This window comes from Myxococcus sp. SDU36 (assembly GCF_030168875.1).
GTDB lineage: Bacteria > Myxococcota > Myxococcia > Myxococcales > Myxococcaceae > Myxococcus > Myxococcus vastator.
Window position 1 is genome coordinate 4316349 of the sequence record NZ_CP077414.1, and the last position, 19828, is coordinate 4336176.

Sequence of the window (19828 nt, forward strand, 5' to 3'; positions counted from 1 at the left end):
GTGCTCCTTAACCAACGATGAGGTCCTCTTGGGCGGGGCGCACGTGCCGCAGGTGCGTCCGGGCGCGCAGGCTGAGGGCCGCGAAGAAGGACAGCGGCCCCAGCCTCCCCACGAACATCAGCCCGATGACTTGCAGCTTGCCCGCCACGCTCAGGGAGGGCGACACGTCCATGGTCAGCCCCACCGTACAGAAGGCGCTGACCACCTCGAAGAACACGGGCAGGAAGCTGGCGCGCGCGGCCTGCACCGACTCCGCCCCGCGCGCCTCCGTGAAGCTGAGCACGAAGACGGCGGCGGTCATCAGCCCGAAGGCGATGAGGGCCAGCGACACGGTGCGCTCGATGGTGCCCTCCGGGATGGCGCGTCCATGCAGCTCCGCGTGCCGGCGGCCCCGGATGCGCGTGAAGGCGAGCGCGGCCAGCACCGCCAGCGTCGTCGTCTTCAGGCCTCCGGCCGTGGAGCCAGGGCTGCCGCCCACCACCATCAGCAGGATGGTGAAGAAGCCGCTCGCGTTGCTCACCTCGGAGTAGCTCACGCTGTTGAAGCCCGCCGTGCGCGCCGTGGCGGACATGAACCAGGCGTTGGCCACCCGGTCCACGTAGCCCAGGGGCGCCAGCGTCCCCCGCCACTCGAAGAGCGCGAAGAGCACGGTGCCGCCCACCAGCAACACCCCGGTGACGAGCAGCGCCGCGAAGGTGTGCACGCTCATCCGCCGCGAGCGCTGGTCCCGGCTGCGCCACCAGCGCAGCGCCTCCTCGCTGGACAGGTAGCCCAGGCTCCCCAGGATGATGAGGAGGGAGATGACCAGGAGCGTGAGGGGCGCCCGGTTGAAGCCCACCATCGAATCACTGAACGTGGAGAACCCGGCGTTGCAGAAGGCGCTGACCGAGTGGAAGACGGCGTGCCAGGCCGCCTCCTTCCAGCCGAACCGCGGCAGCCACAGCAGCCACAGCAGCAGCGCCCCCAGCGCCTCCACCCCCAGGGTGAAGCGGGCGACGCGCAGCGTCAGGGACAGCACATTCTCCCGGTGCGTGTAGTCAATGGGCGCGCCGACGATGACTTCACTGCGGAGGGACAGCCGCCGGCCCAACGCGCCGATGACGAGCGTGGTGAGGGTAATGAGCCCCAGTCCGCCCAACTGGATGAAGACGAGCAGCCACAGCTGCCCCCAGCGGGTGAAGGCCGTCGCGGGGTCCACCACGGAGAGCCCCGTCACGCACACCGCGCTGGTCATGGTGAAGAGCGCATCGAGGAAGCCCAGGCGCGGACCGGTATACAGCGCCGGGAGCAAGAGCAACCCCGCCGTCCCCACCGCGATGAGGACCGCGAAGGAGAGCGCCAGCAGCATCGCCGGAGAGATGGAGAACCAGCGCAGCCAGAGCCAACGGAAGGGGGAACGAAGGAATGAGTCCACGGAGCAATGCGGACCATCCTCCAAGTCGGAGGAATCCACCAGTTTCCCGCGCGCGGACCCAGGGCGGGCCGCGCGGCGGCCCTCACCCGCCGCGTCGCTTCGGGCCTCGCCGCCCGCTCGACGCCGCCGGCGCCTTCGGCAGGTGCCGCAGCCCCATCCACCCGAGCGCCGCGACGTGGCGCGCGACATGGTCAATGGAGAAGGAGCGCCCGTCCTCCGCCCACCACTGCCCCACCTGCGTCACCATGCCCACCAGCGCGTTCGCGTAGATGGGCGCGAGCTTGGGGTCGTAGCCGGCGTGCTCGAACTCGACCTTGAAGATGTCCGAGACCCGCAGCGCCAGGTCGTCGATGACGCGCGTCAGGCCCCGCCGTCCAGCCGCCAGCGGTGAGTCGCGCGTCATCACCGCGAAGCCCGCGGGCTCCGCCTTGGCGTACGTCATGAAGGCCAGCACCGCCCGCTCGAACCGCTCGCGGGGCGTGCCCGTGGCGATGCTCTCCGACACGCGCGTCACCAGGTCATCCATCTCCCGGTCCACGATGGCCGCGTAGAGCCCCTCCTTCGCGCCGAAGTGCTCGTAGACGATGGGCTTCGACACGCCCGCCTGATGGGCCACCTCCTCGATGGAGGTCGCCTCGTAGCCCTTCGAGGCGAACACGCCTCGCCCCACCGCCATCAACTGGGCCCGGCGGTCGGCACCCGACAGTCTCTTCTTCGTCGCCACGTTGACCTCGAACCTACCCAACAGTAACTTACCCGACCGTAACCTTCCAACTGGAAACTCTCCGGTGGAGTTGGAGCCCTTCATGTATCCCGTCTCTCGCCGAGCCGTCCTGCCCGACGCAGCCGCGCTCAACGTCCTCGCCATCCTCGAAGCGCGGGTCCGGTCTTGAGCGCCCAGGTCGCGGAGAAGCCGAAGCTGCGCGGCGTCCTGCATCAGTTCGCCGCCCCGGGGGCGCTGGGGGCGGGCCTGGTGCTCGTCTCGATGGCGCCGACGGACCGGGCCGCGGCCGCGGCCGCGGTGTTCGCCTTCAGCCTGGTGGTGTTGTTCGCGGTCAGCGCGACCTACCACCGGGTGAACTGGTCCACGCGTGGGAGGACATGGATGCGGCGCATGGACCACGCCTCCATCTTCATCCTCATCGCGGGCACCTACACGCCCGTCGCGCTGCTGGGCATCTCCGGGGCCGCGGGCGACGGCCTGCTGCTCCTCATCTGGGCGGGCGCGCTCGCCGGAGTCCTCCAATCGCTGTTCTGGATACAGGCGCCCAAGGTGGTGACGGCGGCGCTGGCCGTCGCGGTCGGCTGGACGCTGGTGCCCTACTTCGATGAAGCCCGGCAGGCCCTCTCGGGCAGCGACCTGACGCTCATCCTCGCGGGAGGCGTCGCCTACACGGCGGGCGCCATCGCGTATGCCCTGAAGCGGCCAAACCTCCTGCCCGGCGTCTTCGGCTACCACGAGGTGTTCCACGCCTTGACGCTGGTCGGCGCGGGGCTCCACTTCACCGTCGTCCTGAGGCTCGTCCGCGCCGCGACGGCGTAGGCAGAGCGACGCCAGGACAATGGCGTCGTCATCCAGCTCAACCCCGCGACGGCCGGGCCACGCAGGGACTCCGACGCCTGCGCCCGGTTCCTCGCGGGCCGGGCTTCACCGTCGGCACGGATGACGACCGGACCCTGGGGGACTCCGTCGTCGACGCGCCCCTGCGCAACCAGGCCCGCCTCCAGGACCGGGGGCGAGCTGGACACGCCCGCCGGAGGCCGCCGCGCGCGGCCCGAGGCCCCCGGCCACACGATGATGGCGCCGCTCCTGGCGGAGCCGGTGGACGGAGCGGCCTCAAACCACCCGTCAAAAGTAATTCACAATGTCACATGCGCTTGTTTCAAACGCGAAATGTAACTCGCGATGTCACATGCGCTTGTCTCAAACGCGAAATGTAACTCGCGATGTCACACGCATTTCCCACACCTCAAGAACCCATGGAGAGATACAGCTACGCAGACATGAGATAAATAAACCCGGGCTGTTGATACAGTGACTTCAACATGTATCATCCGTATCAAGCGTGAAGCCTCCGAGACGAGAGTTCGAGTGCAGCACCACGGTCGTCCATGAGGATCCACTTGTCAGGGATCACCGTGTCCACGGCGTTCGCATCATGCCAGGCGTCGTCTTCCTTGATCTGGTCCTCCGCGCCCTGAAAGCGCAGGGGCTCGATACGACCACGCTGGAGCTGCGAAACATCCTGTTCATCGAGCCCGTCGCCACAACGGAACGGTCCGGCAGGAGGATCCGCCTGTGTTTCACCTCCCTGGAGACCGGGGCGACGCATTGGCAGGTGGTGGCGACCAGTTGGCCCGTGTCCGCCACAGGTGAGTCCCTGGGAGCGCCGACCGAGAACTTCCGCTGCGAGGTCCACGTCGCCCACGCGCCTCTCGAAGGGCGGCTCGACGTCGCCCACCTGATGCGCCAGGCCGAGCGGATATCGGACGTGGATGACGCCTATGCGTATGCGCGCGGCGCGGCCATCGAGCACCTCGAGTTCATGAAGGGGCAGGGCCAGCTCTATTTCCATGAGCGCGAGGTGCTGGGGGCGCTGCACCTGAGCGCGGCCGCGCTCGAGCACCTGGAGGATTTCCACCTCCACCCCGTCTTCCTGGACAGCGCCACCCTGCTGCCGTTCCTCTACATGCAGCAGCGGCCAGAGCTGGCGCTACAGCCCTTCATTCCCATCCACATCGAGTCGTTCCGCGCGGGCCACGCGCCGGGTGAGCGCGTGTTCGTTCACGTGCGCCAGGACAGCACCGGGCTGGTGGCGGACGACCTCTTCCACAGTGACCTCGACTTCTACGCGGCCGATGGCCAGCGCATCGCGGCCCTGCGCAAGCTGTCCACCAAGCGCATCCGCTCCGAAGGCCTGATTTCGCGGCTGCAGGCGCCCCAGAGCAGGGAGCCCGCGCGGGCCGCCGAGGTGCAACCCGCCGCTCCCGCGCCCTCCGTGCTCGACTACCTGCGCGGCCTGCTCGCCACGGAGCTGCAGGTCGCCGCCAGCGCGCTCGACGACTCGGAGAACTTCTATTCGCAGGGACTGGACTCGGCGCACCTGCTGCGGCTCGTGCGGCGGCTCGAGCAGGAGCTCGACGTCAAGCTCTACCCCACGCTGCTGTTCGAGCACAGCACCCCGCGGGAGCTGGCGGACTACCTCGAAAAAAACCACGGAGCGCAGACGTCGAAGCGGCTCGCGTTGCCCGCGACACCGCGGGACGACTTGCCTCCGGCCCTGGCGGCGGCGCCCTCCCCCGCCCCCTCCGCTCGCGTTTCCCGGGACGAGCCCATCGCCATCATCGGGCTGGCGGGCCGTTACCCCCGGGCCGAGGACCTGGAGGCGTTCTGGGAGAACCTCCGCGCCGGGAAGGACTGCATCACCGAGGTTCCTCCGGAGCGCTGGGACCACGCGCCCTGGTTCGACCCGTCCACCAGCCGTCCGGGAACCACGCAGAGCCAGTGGGGGGGCTTCCTTCAAGGCATTGACCGGTTCGATGCCCGGCTCTTCAACCTGTCGCCGCGGGAGGCGGAGCTCATGGACCCGCAGGAGCGGCTGTTCCTGGAGACGGCCTGGCAGGTGCTCGAAGACGCGGGCTACGCGGGACGCGCCCTGCGCGGCCGCAAGGTGGGCGTGTTCGTGGGCGTGATGTGGGGGCAGTACGCGCTGCTCGGCCTGGAGGAAACCCTCCAGGGCAACCCGCTCTCGCCGTCCTCGTTCGCCGCCTCCATCGCCAACCGGGTCTCCTTCTTCTTTGACTTCCGTGGGCCCAGCCTGGCCCTGGATACGATGTGCTCTTCCTCGCTGACGGCGCTGCATCTGGCCTGCGAGAGCCTGCGGCGCGAGGAGTGCGAACAGGCGCTGGTTGGCGGCGTCAACCTCATGCTGCACCCCAGCAAGTACGTGCTCCTGAGCGAGCTCCGGATGCTTGCCCAGGATGGGCGGTGCCGCGCGTTTGGCGAGGGGGGCAGCGGCTACGTCCCAGGCGAGGGCGTGGGCGCCGTCCTGCTCAAGCCCCTGTCCCGGGCGGAGGCGGACGGGGATTACATCCACGGCGTCATCCGCGCGACCGTGGTCAACCACGGAGGCCGCGCCAACGGCTACACGGTGCCCGACCCCGACGCGCAGTCCACGCTCATCGCCGAGGCGCTGGAGCGCTCGGGCGTGGAGCCACAGACGCTCGGGTACATCGAGGCCCATGGGACGGGGACGAGCCTGGGCGACCCCATCGAGATTTCCGGCCTGGGCAAGGCCTTCCAGCGGAGGACGGCGCCGGGCTGGCGCTGCGCCATCGGCTCGGTGAAGTCGAACGTCGGGCACCTGGAGGCCGCCGCGGGCATGGCCGGGCTGACCAAGGTCCTGCTCCAGATGCGGCACCAGCAACTGGCCCCTTCGCTCCACGCGCAGCGGCTCAATGCCTTCATCGACTTCCAGGCCACGCCCTTCCGCGTGCAGCGGGAGCTGAGCGCCTGGCCCGCCCCCGCGGGCGTCGAGGGACACCGCATCCCCAGGCGGGCGGGGCTGAGCTCCTTTGGCGCAGGCGGCGCCAACGCCCACGTCATTGTCGAGGAGCACCTGCCGCGTCCGTCTCCTCCCGCGGCGCGTGAGCGCCCCCGGCTCGTGGTGCTGTCGGCGCGCGCGGAGGAGCAGCTCCGTCCGTACGCGGAGCGAATCCTCCGCTTCCTCGACCGGCAGGCCGCGCCGGAGGCGACGGGGCCCGCGGTGAGCCTTGCGCGGCTCGCCTACTCGCTCCAGACGCGCAATGAGGCCATGGCTGCGCGGCTGGCCCTGGTCGCCACCAGCCAGGACGACCTGCGTGAGCAGTTGCGGCGCTTCCTGGACGGACGGGCCCCTCCCGACAACTGCTTCCAGGGAAGGCTCCGGGCCGAACAGTCCCGGGTGAAGGTGTCACCCCAGGGTGAGGATGTCCCGGCGCTGAGAGCGCTGGCGGCGCGCTGGGTGGAGGGCGCGGACATCGACTGGGCGGAGCTCTATCCCGAGGGCGCGCCGGGCCGGGCCCCGCTGCCGACCTATCCCTTCGCCCACCGCTCGTACTGGCTTCCCAGGACGACGCCCGCGGCCACGACGCAGCCGGCGACGCGCCTGCATCCCTTGTTGGGACACAACACCTCCACGCTGGAGGCCGTGCGCTTCACCACGACCTTCCCGGCGACAACGCCGCTCCTCGCCGACCACCGCGTGGGTGGGCGAGAAGTCCTCCCTGGCGTCGCGTGCCTGGAGATGGCGCTGGGCGCGGCGCGGCTGGCCGGCGCCGGGCCTGTCAGCGCCCTGCGCGACATCACCTGGGCAAGTCCCGTGATGCTGGCGCCTGGGGCCGCGGCGCTCGAGGTCTCCCTCACGCTCCAGCAGGACGGCGGCCACATGGGCTTTCGTCTCGTCGGCGCGGACGGCACGCTCCACGCACAGGGGCGGCTGCAGCGCCAAGATGAAGCCACGCCGCAGCCGCCCCTCCGCCTGGAGCCCGAGGCCCTCCGGTCGCGCTGCCCGCGGGTGCTGTCCTCGCGGGACTGCTACGCGCTCCTGAGCACACATGGGCTTGAGTACGGCGAGAGCTTGCGCCCGCTTCAGCAGCTCCACGTGGGCCGGGACGAGGCGCTGGCCACGCTGCGGCAGCCTGGCGCCGCGGCCACGTCACCCGACGTCGTGCTCCCACCGGCCCTCCTCGACGGCGCGCTCCAGGCCGTGGTGGGCCTCCTGTCAGCCGGAGAGCAAGCGGGGGGCCCTGCGTCCTGGCTGCCCTTCTCCCTGGGCGCGGTCCACCTCCACCAACCCGTGCCCCTGGAGTGCCTCGTCCATGTCACGCGCACGGGGCGGCGCAAGGACGTGGAGACCTTCGACCTCTGCCTCACCGACGTGACGGGACAGGTGCTCGTCCGACTGGAGGACTTCCGCGTCCGGGAGGTCCCTGGGCAGAAGAAGCAGGCCCCCACCCGCGTCCTGGGCGAGCGCTGGGTGCCCGAGCCCCTGGAAGGCGCCGCCTCCGAGCCCGGGGGGCCGCTGCTGGTCTTCGACCACGACGCTCTTCTGCGCGATGCGCTCCGGCGCCTGGTCTCCGGGCCCGTGTTCCTCGTGAAGCCGGGGTCGGGCTTCCGTGCGGCCGGCGACGGCGTCTACGAAGTCGACCCCGCGCGGGTCGAGGACGCTGAGCGCCTGCTCCAGGCCCTCCGGCAGGAAGGGGGGCTCCCCGCCCGCGCCATCCACGCCTGGGCCCGTCACCCGCCCCTGGAGCTCACCGCACAGCACCTGGACACGGCGCTCGCGCAGGGCATCCACGCGCTGACGGCCTTCACCCAGGCCTGGCTGAAGGCACGGCCCGTGCCGTCCCTCCGGCTGCTGTGCGTCTACCAGGGGCCCGCGAGCGCCGCGCCCCAGCACGCCGCGCTCTCGGGGTTCTGCAAGTCCATCAACCGGGAGCACCGCGCGCTGCGCTACCGGACCGTGGAGCTGTCCCAGGCGCCAGCCGTCTCCGCGGCCCTGCTGCTCCAGGAGTTGTCACCTCCCGAGGCGCCGGATGACGAGGTCCGCATCAGCGCGGAGGGCCGCGCGCGGCTGTGCCGGACCCACCTGTCACCGCTCGCCGTCCCGGACGACGCGCCGCTCTTGAGGGAGCGTGGCGTCTACCTCATCACGGGAGGCCGCGGCGGGCTGGGCCTGCTCTTCGCGCGGTGGCTGGCCCGGCGGGTCCGGGCGCGGCTCGTGCTGGCCGGGCGCGCGCCCGAGGACGACACCGTGCGCGACCAGCTCCGGGAGCTGGCCAGCCTGGGCGCCGAGGCCGTGTACCGGCAGGCGGATGTCTCGCGGGCAGACGCGGTGGAGGCGCTGGTGGGCGAGGCCGTGGGCCGCTTCGGCGCCCTCCACGGCATCATCCACTCGGCGGGGGTGCTGCGCGACGCCATGGTCGCCCAGAAGCGCAGCGAGGACATCGCGGCGGTCCTCCAGCCCAAGCTCCTGGGCGCGCTCCACCTGGACGCGGCGACCCGGCACCTGCCGCTCGACTTCTTCGTCCTGTTCTCCTCCCTGGCGGGCGTCATCGGCAACGTGGGGCAGACGGACTACGCCTTCGCCAATCGCTTCCTCGACCACTTCGCCCGTGGGCGCCTGGAGCAGGTGCGGCGGGGCCAGCGCCACGGGCGCTCGTTGTCCATCACCTGGCCCCTGTGGCGCGAGGGCGGCATGCACGTGGACGCCCAGATTGAGGCGCACCTGCTGCACACGCTGGGCATGAAGCCACTGAGCACCCGCGAGGGGCTCGACTTCTTCGTGCGAGCACTGCACGCCACCGAGCCGGTGATGGCCATCGTCGAGGGCGACGTCGAGCGCATCGACCGCGCCTTCGAGGTGAGGACGGCGCCCGTCGCGCCGGACGTCACGAACGACCTCCTCGCGACCATCGCCGAGGTCCTCGAGGTGCGCCGGGAAGACGTGGACCTCGACGCGAGCCTCGAGGACCATGGCTTCGACGCGGCCTCCCTGGCCGAGCTCGCCGCCCGGCTGGCGCCACGGCTGACGCGCGCCCCGAGCCCGCGCGAGCTCGTTGAACACGCCTCCGTGCGCGCGCTCTGTCAGGCCCTGGCCCCAGCGGCCCCCTGCACGGCGCCCGCCCCGCCACTTCCCGCCACGCAGCCCCTCAGGGCGCCCCCTCCGCGCCCCACCGCGAACGCGGACCTGGGGAAGCAGGTGAGCGCCCTCGTGGTCGAGGCCGCGGCCTCCGTCCTCAAGATGAACGCCGCGGACGTGGAGCTCGACACGGACCTGCGGGACTTCGGCTTCGACTCCGTCTCCATCACCCAGCTCGCCGGCAGGCTGCGCGAACAGCTCGCCGTGGACCTCACGGCGTCGATGCTCTTCGAGCATGACCGGCTTGGCTCGCTCGTCGAGCACCTGCTCACCGAGCACGCCGCGGCGCTGACCGCGCGCTTCATGGCCGGGCGCCCACCCGAGGAGCCGCGCCCCACCCTGGAGCCCCGCACACCCGCTCCGGAGGCCCGCCCCCCCGAGCCCGCTCCGGCGCCACGCGCCCCCACGCCGGAGCGGCCCGCACCTGCTGCGCCCGCGCCCCGCGCCGCGCGCGCTGGGACGGAGCCCATCGCCATCATCGGCATGGGTGGCCTCTTCGCGCGCTCGCCCGACCTCGACACCTTCTGGCGGCACCTTGAGCAGGGCACCGACCTCATCGAGGAGGTTCCGCCGACGCGCTGGGACTGGCGCGCCCTTGAAGGCAATCCCCTGAGCGAACCGAATCGAACCCACATCAAGTGGGGGAGCTTCATCAACGAGGTGGAGCACTTCGACGCCGCCTTCTTCCGCATCACCCCCCGCGAAGCGGCGCTGATGGACCCCCAGCACCGCCTCTTCCTCCAGCTCGCATGGAACACCCTGGAGGACGCGGGCTACCGGCCCAGCTCGCTCGCGGGGACGAAGACGGGCGTGTTCGTGGGCATCGGCACGACCGACTACCACGACCTGCTCCGGGACTTCGGCGTCGCGGCGGACGCGCACACCGCCACGGGGAAGGCCCACTCCGTCCTTCCCAACCGGCTCTCCTTCCTGCTCGACCTGCACGGCCCCAGCCTCCCGGTGGAGACCGCCTGCTCCAGCTCCCTGGTCGCCATCCACCACGCCGTGCAGTCGCTGCGCTCGGGCCAGAGCGAGCTGGCGCTCGTCGGTGGCGTCAACCTCCTGCTCAGCCCGCACCTCTACTTCGCGTTCAGCCGCGCGGGCATGCTGGCCGAGGACGGCCGCTGCAAGACGTTCGACGCCCGCGCCAACGGCTACGTCCGGGGAGAAGGGCTCGGCGCGCTCCTCCTCAAGCCCCTGTCGCGCGCGGAGGCGGACGGGGACACCATCCACGCCGTCATCCGGGGCACGGCCATCAACCACGGTGGCCGGGCGCAGGCGCTGACGGCCCCCAACCCCACCGCCCAGGCGGAGCTGCTGGTGGCGGCCTACGAGGATGCCCAGGTCGACCCCGCCACGGTCGGCTACATCGAAGCGCACGGCACGGGCACGCGCCTGGGTGACCCCATCGAGGTCAATGGCCTGCGCATCGCCTTCGAGCGGCTCTCTCAGCGCTGGGACCGTCCGCCCTCCGCCCGGCCGCACTGCGCGCTCGGCTCGGTCAAGACGAACATCGGGCACCTGGAGACAGCCGCGGGCATCGCGGGGGTCCTCAAGGTGGTGCTGGCGCTGCGGCACCGCACCCTGCCCGCGAGCCTCCACTTCCAGACGCCCAACCCCGAGCTCCGGCTGGAGGGCGGCCCCTTCTACGTCAACGCGCACACCCGCCCCTGGCCCGCGCCCGGGGGCGAAGAGGCTTCACGCCGCGCTGGCGTGAGCTCCTTCGGCTTCGGTGGAACCAACGCGCACGTCGTCCTGGAAGAGTACCGGACTGCGGCGCCCTCACCCGAAGCCGTCACGGGCCCGCAGTTGGTGGTGCTGTCCGCACGGGAGCCCACCACGCTGCGCGCCGCCGCCAGCCGCTTGCGCGCCGCCCTGCGCCGCCCGGAGCCCCCGCGCCTGGAGGACGTGGCCTATACCCTCGCGGTGGGGCGCGAGGTCCTGGACGAGCGACTGGCCATCGTGGCGCACAGCCTCGACGAGCTCACCGCGCGGCTCGACGCCTGGCTGGAGCGTGGCGACACCACGCAGGTCCACGCCGGCCGCGCGGAGGCCACGCGATGGAATGACCTGCTGCTCGGAGGCACCGCCGGGGCCACCTTCCTGGAGGCCCTGATGTCGGGCGGCGAGTTGGAGCGGCTCGCCCGCCTCTGGGTGGGTGGGGCGCTCGACAACCTGTCGCGGCTCTTCCCTCGCCCGCGCCGCCGCGTGTCCCTGCCGGGCCATCCCTTCACCGGCTCCCGACACTGGCTGCTGCCCGCTCCCGCCGACCGGCTCTACGTGGAGCGCGCGGCATCGGAGCCCGCCCAGGTCATCGAAGCGGCACCGGCATACGTCCCCGGTCCGTTGGCAGGCGCGGCGCTCCAGGACGCGGCGCTCCACATCCTCACCCAGGCGCTGGCGACCACGGCCGGGCTGGACGCGGAGCACCTCCAGCCCACGGCCGACTTCGAGAGCTACGGGATGAACTCCATCCTCATCTCCGAGGTCCACCAGAAGCTGGAGCTCACGTTCGGCAAGCTCCCCATCACGCTGTTCTACAAGTACAAGAACCTCGCGGAGCTGGCCTCCTATCTGTGCGAGCAACACGCGGACGGCGTCCAGCGGCTCGTGGCCGAGCGGAACACGCCGCCCGCCGCGCCGCGGGTGACGGCTCCCGCGCCCCGGCGCGAGGTGCCCCGGCAGCAACCCGCGGCCAGTCCCGCGACGATGGACATCGCCGTCATCGGCATGAGCGGACGCTATCCCCAGGCGGAGGACCTGGAGCGCTTCTGGCGCAACCTGGAGGCGGGCCGCGACTGCATCGAGGAGATTCCGCCGGAGCGCTGGGACTACCGGCCGCTGTTCGACGCCTCTCGCCGTCAGCCCGGCTCCATCTACGCCCGGTGGGGCGGCTTCCTGGAAGGCGTGGACCGGTTCGACGCGGCCTTCTTCCAAATCTCCCCGCTGGTCGCTCGCTACATGGACCCGCAGGAGCGCCTCTTCTTGGAGACGGCCTGGGCCTGCCTGGAGGACGCGGGCTACACGCGGACGGGGCTGGCGAGGCCCGGCGCGGGCACCCCGCGCGCCCCCGTGGGCGTGTTCGTGGGCGTCACCTACAACGAGTACGCCCTGCTGGGCGCCCAGGAGTGGGCGCGCGGCCACCGCATCCCGCTCAACACGCAGACCTTCTCCATCGCCAACCGGGTCTCCTACGCGCTCAACCTGAGCGGCCCCAGCCTCACGGTGGACACGGCCTGTTCGTCATCGCTCAACGCGGTCCACCTCGCCTGCGAGAGCCTGCGCTCCGGCGCCTGCGAAGCGGCCATCGCCGGGGGCGTGAACCTGTCGCTGCACCCCAGCAAGTACGTGATGCTCTGCGCCAACCGCTTCGCGTCCAGCGACGGCCGCTGCCGCAGCTTCGCCGAGGGGGGCGACGGGTACGTCCCGGGCGAGGGCGTGGGCGCCGTGCTGCTCAAGCCCCTGGCGCTGGCACTCCGTGACGGCGACGTCATTCACGGCGTCATCAAGGGCAGCGCGAACAACCACGACGGGAAGACCCACGGCTACACCGTGCCCAACCCCGTGGCCCAGGCAGAGGTCATCCTCGAGGCCCTGCGGCGCGCGGACGTCGACGCCCGCACGCTCAGCTACGTGGAGGCGCACGGCACGGGGACCAGCCTGGGCGACCCCATCGAAGTCACCGGGCTGACGGACGCCTTCAGCCAGCACACGGGGGACAGGGGCTTCTGCGCCGTCGGCTCGGTCAAGGCCAGCATCGGCCACCTGGAGTCCGCCGCGGGCATCAGCCAGTTGCACAAGGTGCTGCTCCAGATGAAGCACCGCCGCCTGGCGCCCACCCTCATCCACGGAGACAAGCTCAACCCGCACATCGACTTCGCCAGCACGCCCTTCCACGTCCAGCGGAAGTCCACGCCCTGGCGCGCCCGGCCCGGCGAGCCCCTGCGCGCCGGCATCAGCAGCTTCGGCGCCGGCGGCGTCAACGTGCACCTCATCGTCGAGTCCTGGGAGGGCGCGCACGCTCCTCGCGCCAGCCGCCCTCCCCGTCCCGCCGTCATCGTGCTCTCCGCGCGCACCCCGGAGCGGCTGCGCGCGCGGGCCCGCCAGCTCCTCGACGCCCTCGACGCCCAGCACACCTGGGGAGCGGACGCGCTGGAGTCCCTCGCCTTCACGCTCCAGCGAGGGCGGGAGGCCATGGCCTCCCGGCTCGCCTTCGTGGCGGAGGACCTGGCCACCTGCCGCGAGCGACTGCGGACCTTCGCGGCGCAGGCGGCGGACCCCACGGCGCCGCGCGCGCCGGGCCTCTTCACGGCGACCGTCGCGGAGACGTCCCAGCCGGGCGTCTCCCCCACCGAGGCCGCGCTGCTGGAGCTCATGGGCCGGAACGAGCACGAGGCCATCGCGCGCGCCTGGGTCGAAGGAACGCCCTGGCCCTGGGAGGCCCTCTATCGGGAGCACCCGCCCCGCCGGGTGTCCCTGCCCACCTATCCCTTCGCGGGAGAGCGTTACTGGATAGAGAGCACGGAGCCGTCGCCGGACGTGTCCGCGCCGCCGCCCCCCACGCCCGCCCCTGAGTCACAGCCTCCTCCGGGCGCGACGATGCGGCAGCGCCTGCTGGCCGTCCCCGGTGCCGAGCGGCACGCGCTCCTCGTCCAGTTGCTCGGAGAGAGCGTGGCGCGAATCCTGGCCTATCCGCCGTCCACGCGGCCCTCCGCCGAAGAAGGCTTCTTCGACATGGGGATGGAGTCGGTCCAGGCCATGCAGTTCGTGGAGCACCTGGAGCGCGAGCTGGGCATGGACCTGTACCCCACGCTGGCCTTCGACCACCCCACCCTGCGGGCCCTTGCGGGGTTCCTGCTCGAACGGCTCCCCACCGAAGTCGAGCCCGCGCCCGTGCAACCTCGCGCGGCGCCAGAGGAGGTCGTCCTCGCTCGGCAGGTCTGGCGCGGGGCTCCCATCACCTCGTCCACGGAGGAGCCCCAGTCCCTGGGCGTCCTGCTCGTGGGGGGAGACGCGGCCCACGCCCAGGCCTTCCTCGCGCGGCTCCAGGCTCGGGGCCTCGCGGCGCCCGTGGTGCACGCGCGCCCGGGAGCAAACTTCTCGGAGGACGGCGCGGAGCCGACCCTGGACGTGTCGGACGCCCAGCAGGTGCGGCAGCTCCTCGCGTCCTTGGCACGGCGGGGCATCCAGCCCAGCCACGTCTTCCTCCTGACCGCGCTCGACGCGGCCTCCGCACAGGAGCCGCTTCACGGCTTCGCGCAGGTGCTGGGGCTCGCGCAGGGACTGCTCGCGCACAAGACGGAAGGCACCGTCCGCCTGGGCTACCTCCACGCCACGGTGGACGGGGTGCCCGCGCCGTCCCATGCCGCCATCGCGGGGTTCGCCCGCGCGCTCGGCCTGGAGACGCCGCGGCTGGTGCTCCAGACGGTGGCGCTGGAGCTTCGCGCGCCGTCCGAGGTCGCGCGCCTGGCGCTGGCCAACAGCACGCAGGGCGACCTCGAGGTCCGCTACATGGCGGGCCAGCGGCAGGTGCGCGGACTGGCGCCGCTCTCCGCCGATGCGACGCGGCCCTCTCCCCTGCGGCAGGGCGGGGCGTACCTCATCACGGGCGGCGCGGGCGGGCTGGGCCTGCTCCTGGCCGAGCACCTGGTCCGCACGCGGCAGGCGCGGGTCGCGCTCGTCGGCCGAAGCGAGCTGGACGAGGCCCGGCGGCAGCGGCTGGAGACCCTGAACGCGACTGGCGCGAAGGTGGTGTACGTGCGTGGCGACGTCGGCGAGCCGTCCTCCGCCGCGCGGGTCGTCCACGAGGCCCACGCGCAATTGGGCGCGTTGAACGGCATCATCCACGCGGCGGGGGCCACCCGTGACGCGCTCGTTCCGGCCAAGTCCAGGGAGCAGTTGGACGCGGTGCTGGCTCCCAAGGTGAGCGGGACGCTTTACCTGGACGAGGCCAGCCGCCACCTGCCGCTCGACTTCTTCGCCCTGTTCTCCTCGACGGCGGCCATCACCGGGAACGTGGGGCAGAGCGACTACGCCTTCGCCAACGCCTTCCTCGACGCCTTCGCCGACGAGCGTGAAGCGCGCCGGGCGCGCGGTGAGCGGCACGGACGCACGGTGTCGTTCAACTGGCCGCTGTGGGCCGAGGGCGGCATGCGCGTGGATGCGCAGACGCTGCGCTTCATGGAGCGGCGCGGGGGCCTCACGCCCCTGCCCTCCGCGCTGGGCTGGGAGACCTTCGAGCAGGGGCTGCGCCTGGAGGGCTCGCAGTGCGTCGTCTTCCACGGCGTCCGGGAGACCATCGTCCAGCGCTTCGGCATCGCCCCCTGCCCACCGCCGGAGCCCCCGCCAGCGCCCGCGCCCCAGGCACCGGCACGAGCGACCGAAGCGCGGCCCGCGCCCGCCACCCGTGACGTGGCCCGCGAGCCCATCGCCATCATCGGCATGGCCTGCCGCTTCCCCGGCGGGTGCGACAGCCCCGAGTCCCTGTGGCGCTTCCTGATGGACGGGGGGGACGCCATCGTCGACGTGCCCCGGGAGCGCTGGGACGCGGACGCCTTCTTCGACGCGGACCCCGACGCCCCCGGCGGCAGCTACGTGCGGCGGGGCGGCTTCCTGCGCGAGGCGCCGTCGCTCTTCGACGCGCGGCTCTTCGGCATCTCCCCCCGGGAGGCCAGCGACATGGACCCCCAGCAGCGCCTGCTGCTCGAGGTGTCCTGGGAGGCGCTGGAGCGGGCCGGGCTCGCCCCCGACAGCCTCGCGGGCCGGCCCGTGGGCGTCTTCGTGGGCATGGGCACCGCGGAGTACGGCCTGCTGCTGCGCGACGCGCGCCAGTTCGGCGCCTATACCGCCACGGGCATGGCGACCAACATCGCCTCGGGCCGCATCGCGCACCGGCTGGGGTTGCAGGGACCGGCCCTCACCGTGGACACGGCCTGCTCCTCGTCGCTCATGGCCGTCCACCTCGCGTGCGACAGCTTGCGCAAGGGCGAGTCCGAGGTGGCCCTGGCCGGCGGCGTCAACCTCCTGGTGTCGCCCTACCCGTTCGTCTCGCTGTGCCGGCTGCGGGCCCTGGCGCCAGATGGCCGCTGCAAGACGTTTGACGCCGCCGCGGACGGCTACGGCCGCGCCGAGGGCGGTGGCGTCGTCGTCCTCAAGCGGCTGGATGATGCGCTGCGGGACGGTGACCCGGTGCTCGCCGTGCTCCTGGGTTCGGCGGCCAACCACGACGGCGCCAGCAGCGGATTGACGGTCCCGAACGGGCTCGCGCAGCAGGCCCTGCTTCGCAAGGCGCTGGCCTCCGCGGGACGGGAGCCCGGGCAGGTCTCCTACGTGGAGGCCCATGGCACCGGGACGTCGCTGGGGGACCCCATCGAGATGCAGGCGCTGGGCGCCGTCTACGGCCAGCGGCCGGCGGACTCGGAGGCGTTCACGGTGGGCGCCGTCAAGGCCAACCTGGGACACCTCGAGGCCGCCGCCGGAATCGCCGGCCTCATCAAGACGGTGCTCTGCCTCCAACACCGGAGGATTCCGAAGCAGCCCCACCTCCGTCAGCTCAACCCGCTCCTCCGCCTGGAGCGCGCTCGGGCCCGGCTCCCGTGGGACACCCTGCCGTGGGAGGGCGAGGACCGGATGGCGGGCGTGAGCGCGTTCGGCTTCTCGGGCACCAACGTCCACGTCATCGTGGGCGAGCCCCCCGCTTCAACGTCCCGGCCAGCGCCCTCGCGCGAGCGGCCCGTGCACCTCCTGCCCCTCTCGGCCCGGGACGACACCGCGCTGCGTGCGCTGGCCCACGGCTGGCGCGCGCACCTGGCCAGCACGCCGGAGCCCGCGCTCGCCGCGACGTGCGCGGCCGCCATGGCCTCGCGCAGCCACCTGGAGCACCGCGCCGTGGTGGTGGCCGCGGATGGCGCGGCGCTGTCGGCCGGGCTCCAGGCGCTCGCCGAGGGACGTGAGGCCGAAGGACTTCGTCTGGGCATCGTCGAGCAGGGCGACGCCCCGCGCCTCGCGTTCGCCCTTCCCCATGGGGGCGAACTCGCCTCCACCGTCGCGGCGGTGTACCCGGTGGAGCCCGTCTTCGCGGCGGCCCATGACGCCGTGGGCGCGATGGCCGCGGAGCTGCTGGGCGGCGACGCGCGCGCCCTGGTGACGCGCGAGCTCACCGCCTTCCAGGCCCGGTTCGCCCTCCTCCGGCTCCTGGAGCACTGGGGCTACCGCCCGGACGCGCTGCTGGCGGATGGCGGGAGCATCTACCTCGCGGCCTGCGAGGCCGGGGTGATGGAGCTCCGGGACGCGCTGCGCTGCCTGCTGCGTGACCTGGGCCTGCACGCCCCCTTCCCGCTGGCGGCGGAGCGGCTGTCCGCGCCCCGCTGCCGCGTGCTGTCCACGCGGGCGCCAGCGTCCCTCGACGCGGAGGCGGCGACGCAGCCCGGCACCTGGAGCACGTCCCATGAGGCGACGGGCGACTGGCACGTCGCGCGCGCGGGACTCGACGACGCGGAGCACCGCCTCGTCGTGGCGCTGGGCGACACGGGCCAGCCCTGGCTCGACGCCACGTCGGCGCACGCGCCCTGGTGGGCGCTGCTGGACTGCGTGGCACGCCTCCATGCGCGCGGGCTCGCGCCGGAGCGCCGCACCTTCACCGAAGGGCTTCCCCGCCCGGAGCAGGTGCTGCCCACCTACCCGTTCCAGCGCAAGCCCTACTGGCTGCGGGACACGTCCCCCGTGGCGCCGGAGGCCCCCGCGACACACGACGTGTTCGACGGCGTGCCCGTGCCCTCCGCGCGTCCCGAGCGCGAGTTCACCTACCGCCTCAGCCACGCGCGGCTGCCGGACCTGGGCGACAACCATGGCATCGCCCACGTCGGGCACCTCCAGGAGCTGCTGACCCGCGCCGTGCGTCAGCACCTGGGCCTGCCCTCCTTCTCGTTGCGGGACGTGCGCTACCGGGTCGCGCTGCACGTCGAGCCCGGCGAGGAGCGCGAGCTGCGCCTCGTGGTGGAACCCCAGGAGGGCGAGCGCGCGCGGCTCCTGCTCCAAAGCCGTCCCTCTCCACAAGCCGAGTGGACGCTCCACATGCAGGCGGAGCTGGAGCGCGCGGCGGCCACACCGGAGACGCCATGGACCCGCCCCCACCTGGAGGGCGGCACGCGCTGGGAGGGCGCCACCTTCTACCAGCGGCTCTCCGAGCTGTCCTTCGACCTTGGAGAGAGCGTGAAGTGGGTGGACGCGGTGTGGTTCCGAGCCGGCGAGGCCGTGGCCCGGTTCCGCCCCCAGCCCCGCATGGCCGGCGTCGCCAGGGGCCTGGGCTTCCACCCGGGCGTCCTGGACGCGTGCGCCCAGCTCTGCGCCGTGGCGGGCGCCGAGTATCTCAAGGACCGGATGCGGTTCATGGTGGTGGGCTGGGAGTCCTTCCAGCTCCACCACGCCCCCGCGGACGACACGCTGTGGTGCCACCTCACCTTCCCGGAGCCGCCTGACGCGAGCGGCTGCCTCACCGGCCATCTCCGGCTCCTCGACGGCGCGGGGCGGCAGGTCGCCGAGGCCCGGGGGCACCGGGTGCGGCTGCTGGACGCCGCGCGGGTGGAGGCGCTCGAGAAGGCCCTCCAGGAGTCACCGTCGGCCGCGCCGCCCGCGGCGGCCACGCCCCTGGACGGACTGGACGCGGACGCCCGGCGCGCCTGGGTGACGCGGTTCTTGAGCGAGTGCGCCGCGCGGCTCCTCGACCTGGAGCCCGCGGCCCTTCCGGCGGGGCGCCCGCTGCGCGAGCTGGGCTTCGACTCCATCACCGGGCTGGCGCTACGGCGGGACATCGAGGAGCGACTGTCGCTGCGCGTCCCAGCGGAGCTGCTGCTCGAAGGGCCGAGCATCGAGCAGCTCAGCGCCACCCTGCTGAAGGACCTCGCGCCCGCCTCCGCCACGGCGGTGCTCCCGGCGACGGACGCGTGGTTCACCCACGTCGTGCGCCGCGCGAAGCCCGCCCTGCGCCTGTTCTGCTTCGCCTATGGCGGCGGCGGCGCCTCGCTCTACCGCGACTGGGGGCGGCTGCCCGAGCACGTCGAGGTGTGGCCGCTCCAGCTCCCGGGACGGGAGACGCGCATCCACGAGTCGCCCATCCACCAGCTCGACCTGCTGCTGCCGCGGCTCGTGGACGCGCTGCGGCCCCGGCTGGACCTGCCCTTCGCCTTCTACGGACACAGCCTCGGCGCGCTGCTGGCCTACCTCGTCGCGAGCCGGCTGCGCGCCCAGGGGCTGCCCCAGCCGCGCCACCTCCTCGTGGGCGGCGCCAGCGCGCCCTTCCTGGCGCCGGGCCCCTTCCTGGAGGACCTCCAGCGGCGCTTCCGGGCGGCGGGCTTCGACGGGATTCCCGCGCCCTCGACGCGGGAGCCGCTCGCGCCCCTGCTCGACATCGCCCTGCGCACGGCCGAGGGACGGGTGCTGGCGGACCAGGACGCCGACTTCGCCCGGGCCCTGCTGCCCATGATGCTCGCGGACCTGAAGCTGATGGAGGGCTACCGCTACCAGCCCGAGCCGCCCTTCGACTTCCCCATCACCGCCCTGCACGGCGCCGCCGATGACCGCATCACCGAGGACGCCGCCAGAGCCTGGCGGGCGCTCACCCAGGGCGGCTTCCAGTGCCAGGTGACCCCTGGCGACCACTTCTTCCTCCGCGCGGAGCAGGCCCAGGACTGGCTCCTGGAGCGGCTCGCCACCGCGCTCTGAACCTTCCATCCAC

At 72.6% G+C, this 19828-nt stretch carries 4 protein-coding genes and 1 pseudogene; 3 read left to right on the forward strand and 2 right to left on the reverse strand.

Going from position 1 to position 19828, the window contains the following annotated elements:
* Nucleotides 1–7: 7 nt before the first annotated feature.
* Nucleotides 8–1414: a TrkH family potassium uptake protein gene (locus KGD87_RS17010; protein WP_284668450.1), complete on the reverse strand. Its 1407-nt coding sequence runs from the start codon at nucleotides 1412–1414 to the stop codon at nucleotides 8–10.
* Between the two features lie 82 nt (nucleotides 1415–1496).
* Complete coding sequence (locus tag KGD87_RS17015) at nucleotides 1497–2138, reverse strand: TetR/AcrR family transcriptional regulator (protein ID WP_284668451.1); 642 nt, start codon at nucleotides 2136–2138, stop codon at nucleotides 1497–1499.
* A 165-nt stretch (nucleotides 2139–2303) separates the two neighbouring features.
* Between KGD87_RS17015 and trhA the strand changes: the two genes are divergently transcribed.
* The 3 genes and pseudogenes from trhA to KGD87_RS17025 all read left to right on the forward strand — a co-directional run bounded on the left by trhA (nucleotide 2304) and on the right by KGD87_RS17025 (nucleotide 19815).
* The gene (gene trhA, locus KGD87_RS17020; protein WP_284668452.1) at nucleotides 2304–2957 is read left to right on the forward strand and encodes a PAQR family membrane homeostasis protein TrhA; all 654 of its coding nucleotides are present in this window, start codon (nucleotides 2304–2306) and stop codon (nucleotides 2955–2957) included.
* A 523-nt stretch (nucleotides 2958–3480) separates the two neighbouring features.
* Nucleotides 3481–3747 (forward strand): annotated as a pseudogene (locus KGD87_RS36945) (hypothetical protein); the annotation flags it as partial.
* 27 nt (nucleotides 3748–3774) lie between these two features.
* A complete protein-coding gene (locus KGD87_RS17025) occupies nucleotides 3775–19815 on the forward strand; it encodes an SDR family NAD(P)-dependent oxidoreductase (RefSeq protein ID WP_350102560.1) in 16041 nt (5346 codons plus the stop codon).
* Nucleotides 19816–19828: the final 13 nt, after the last annotated feature.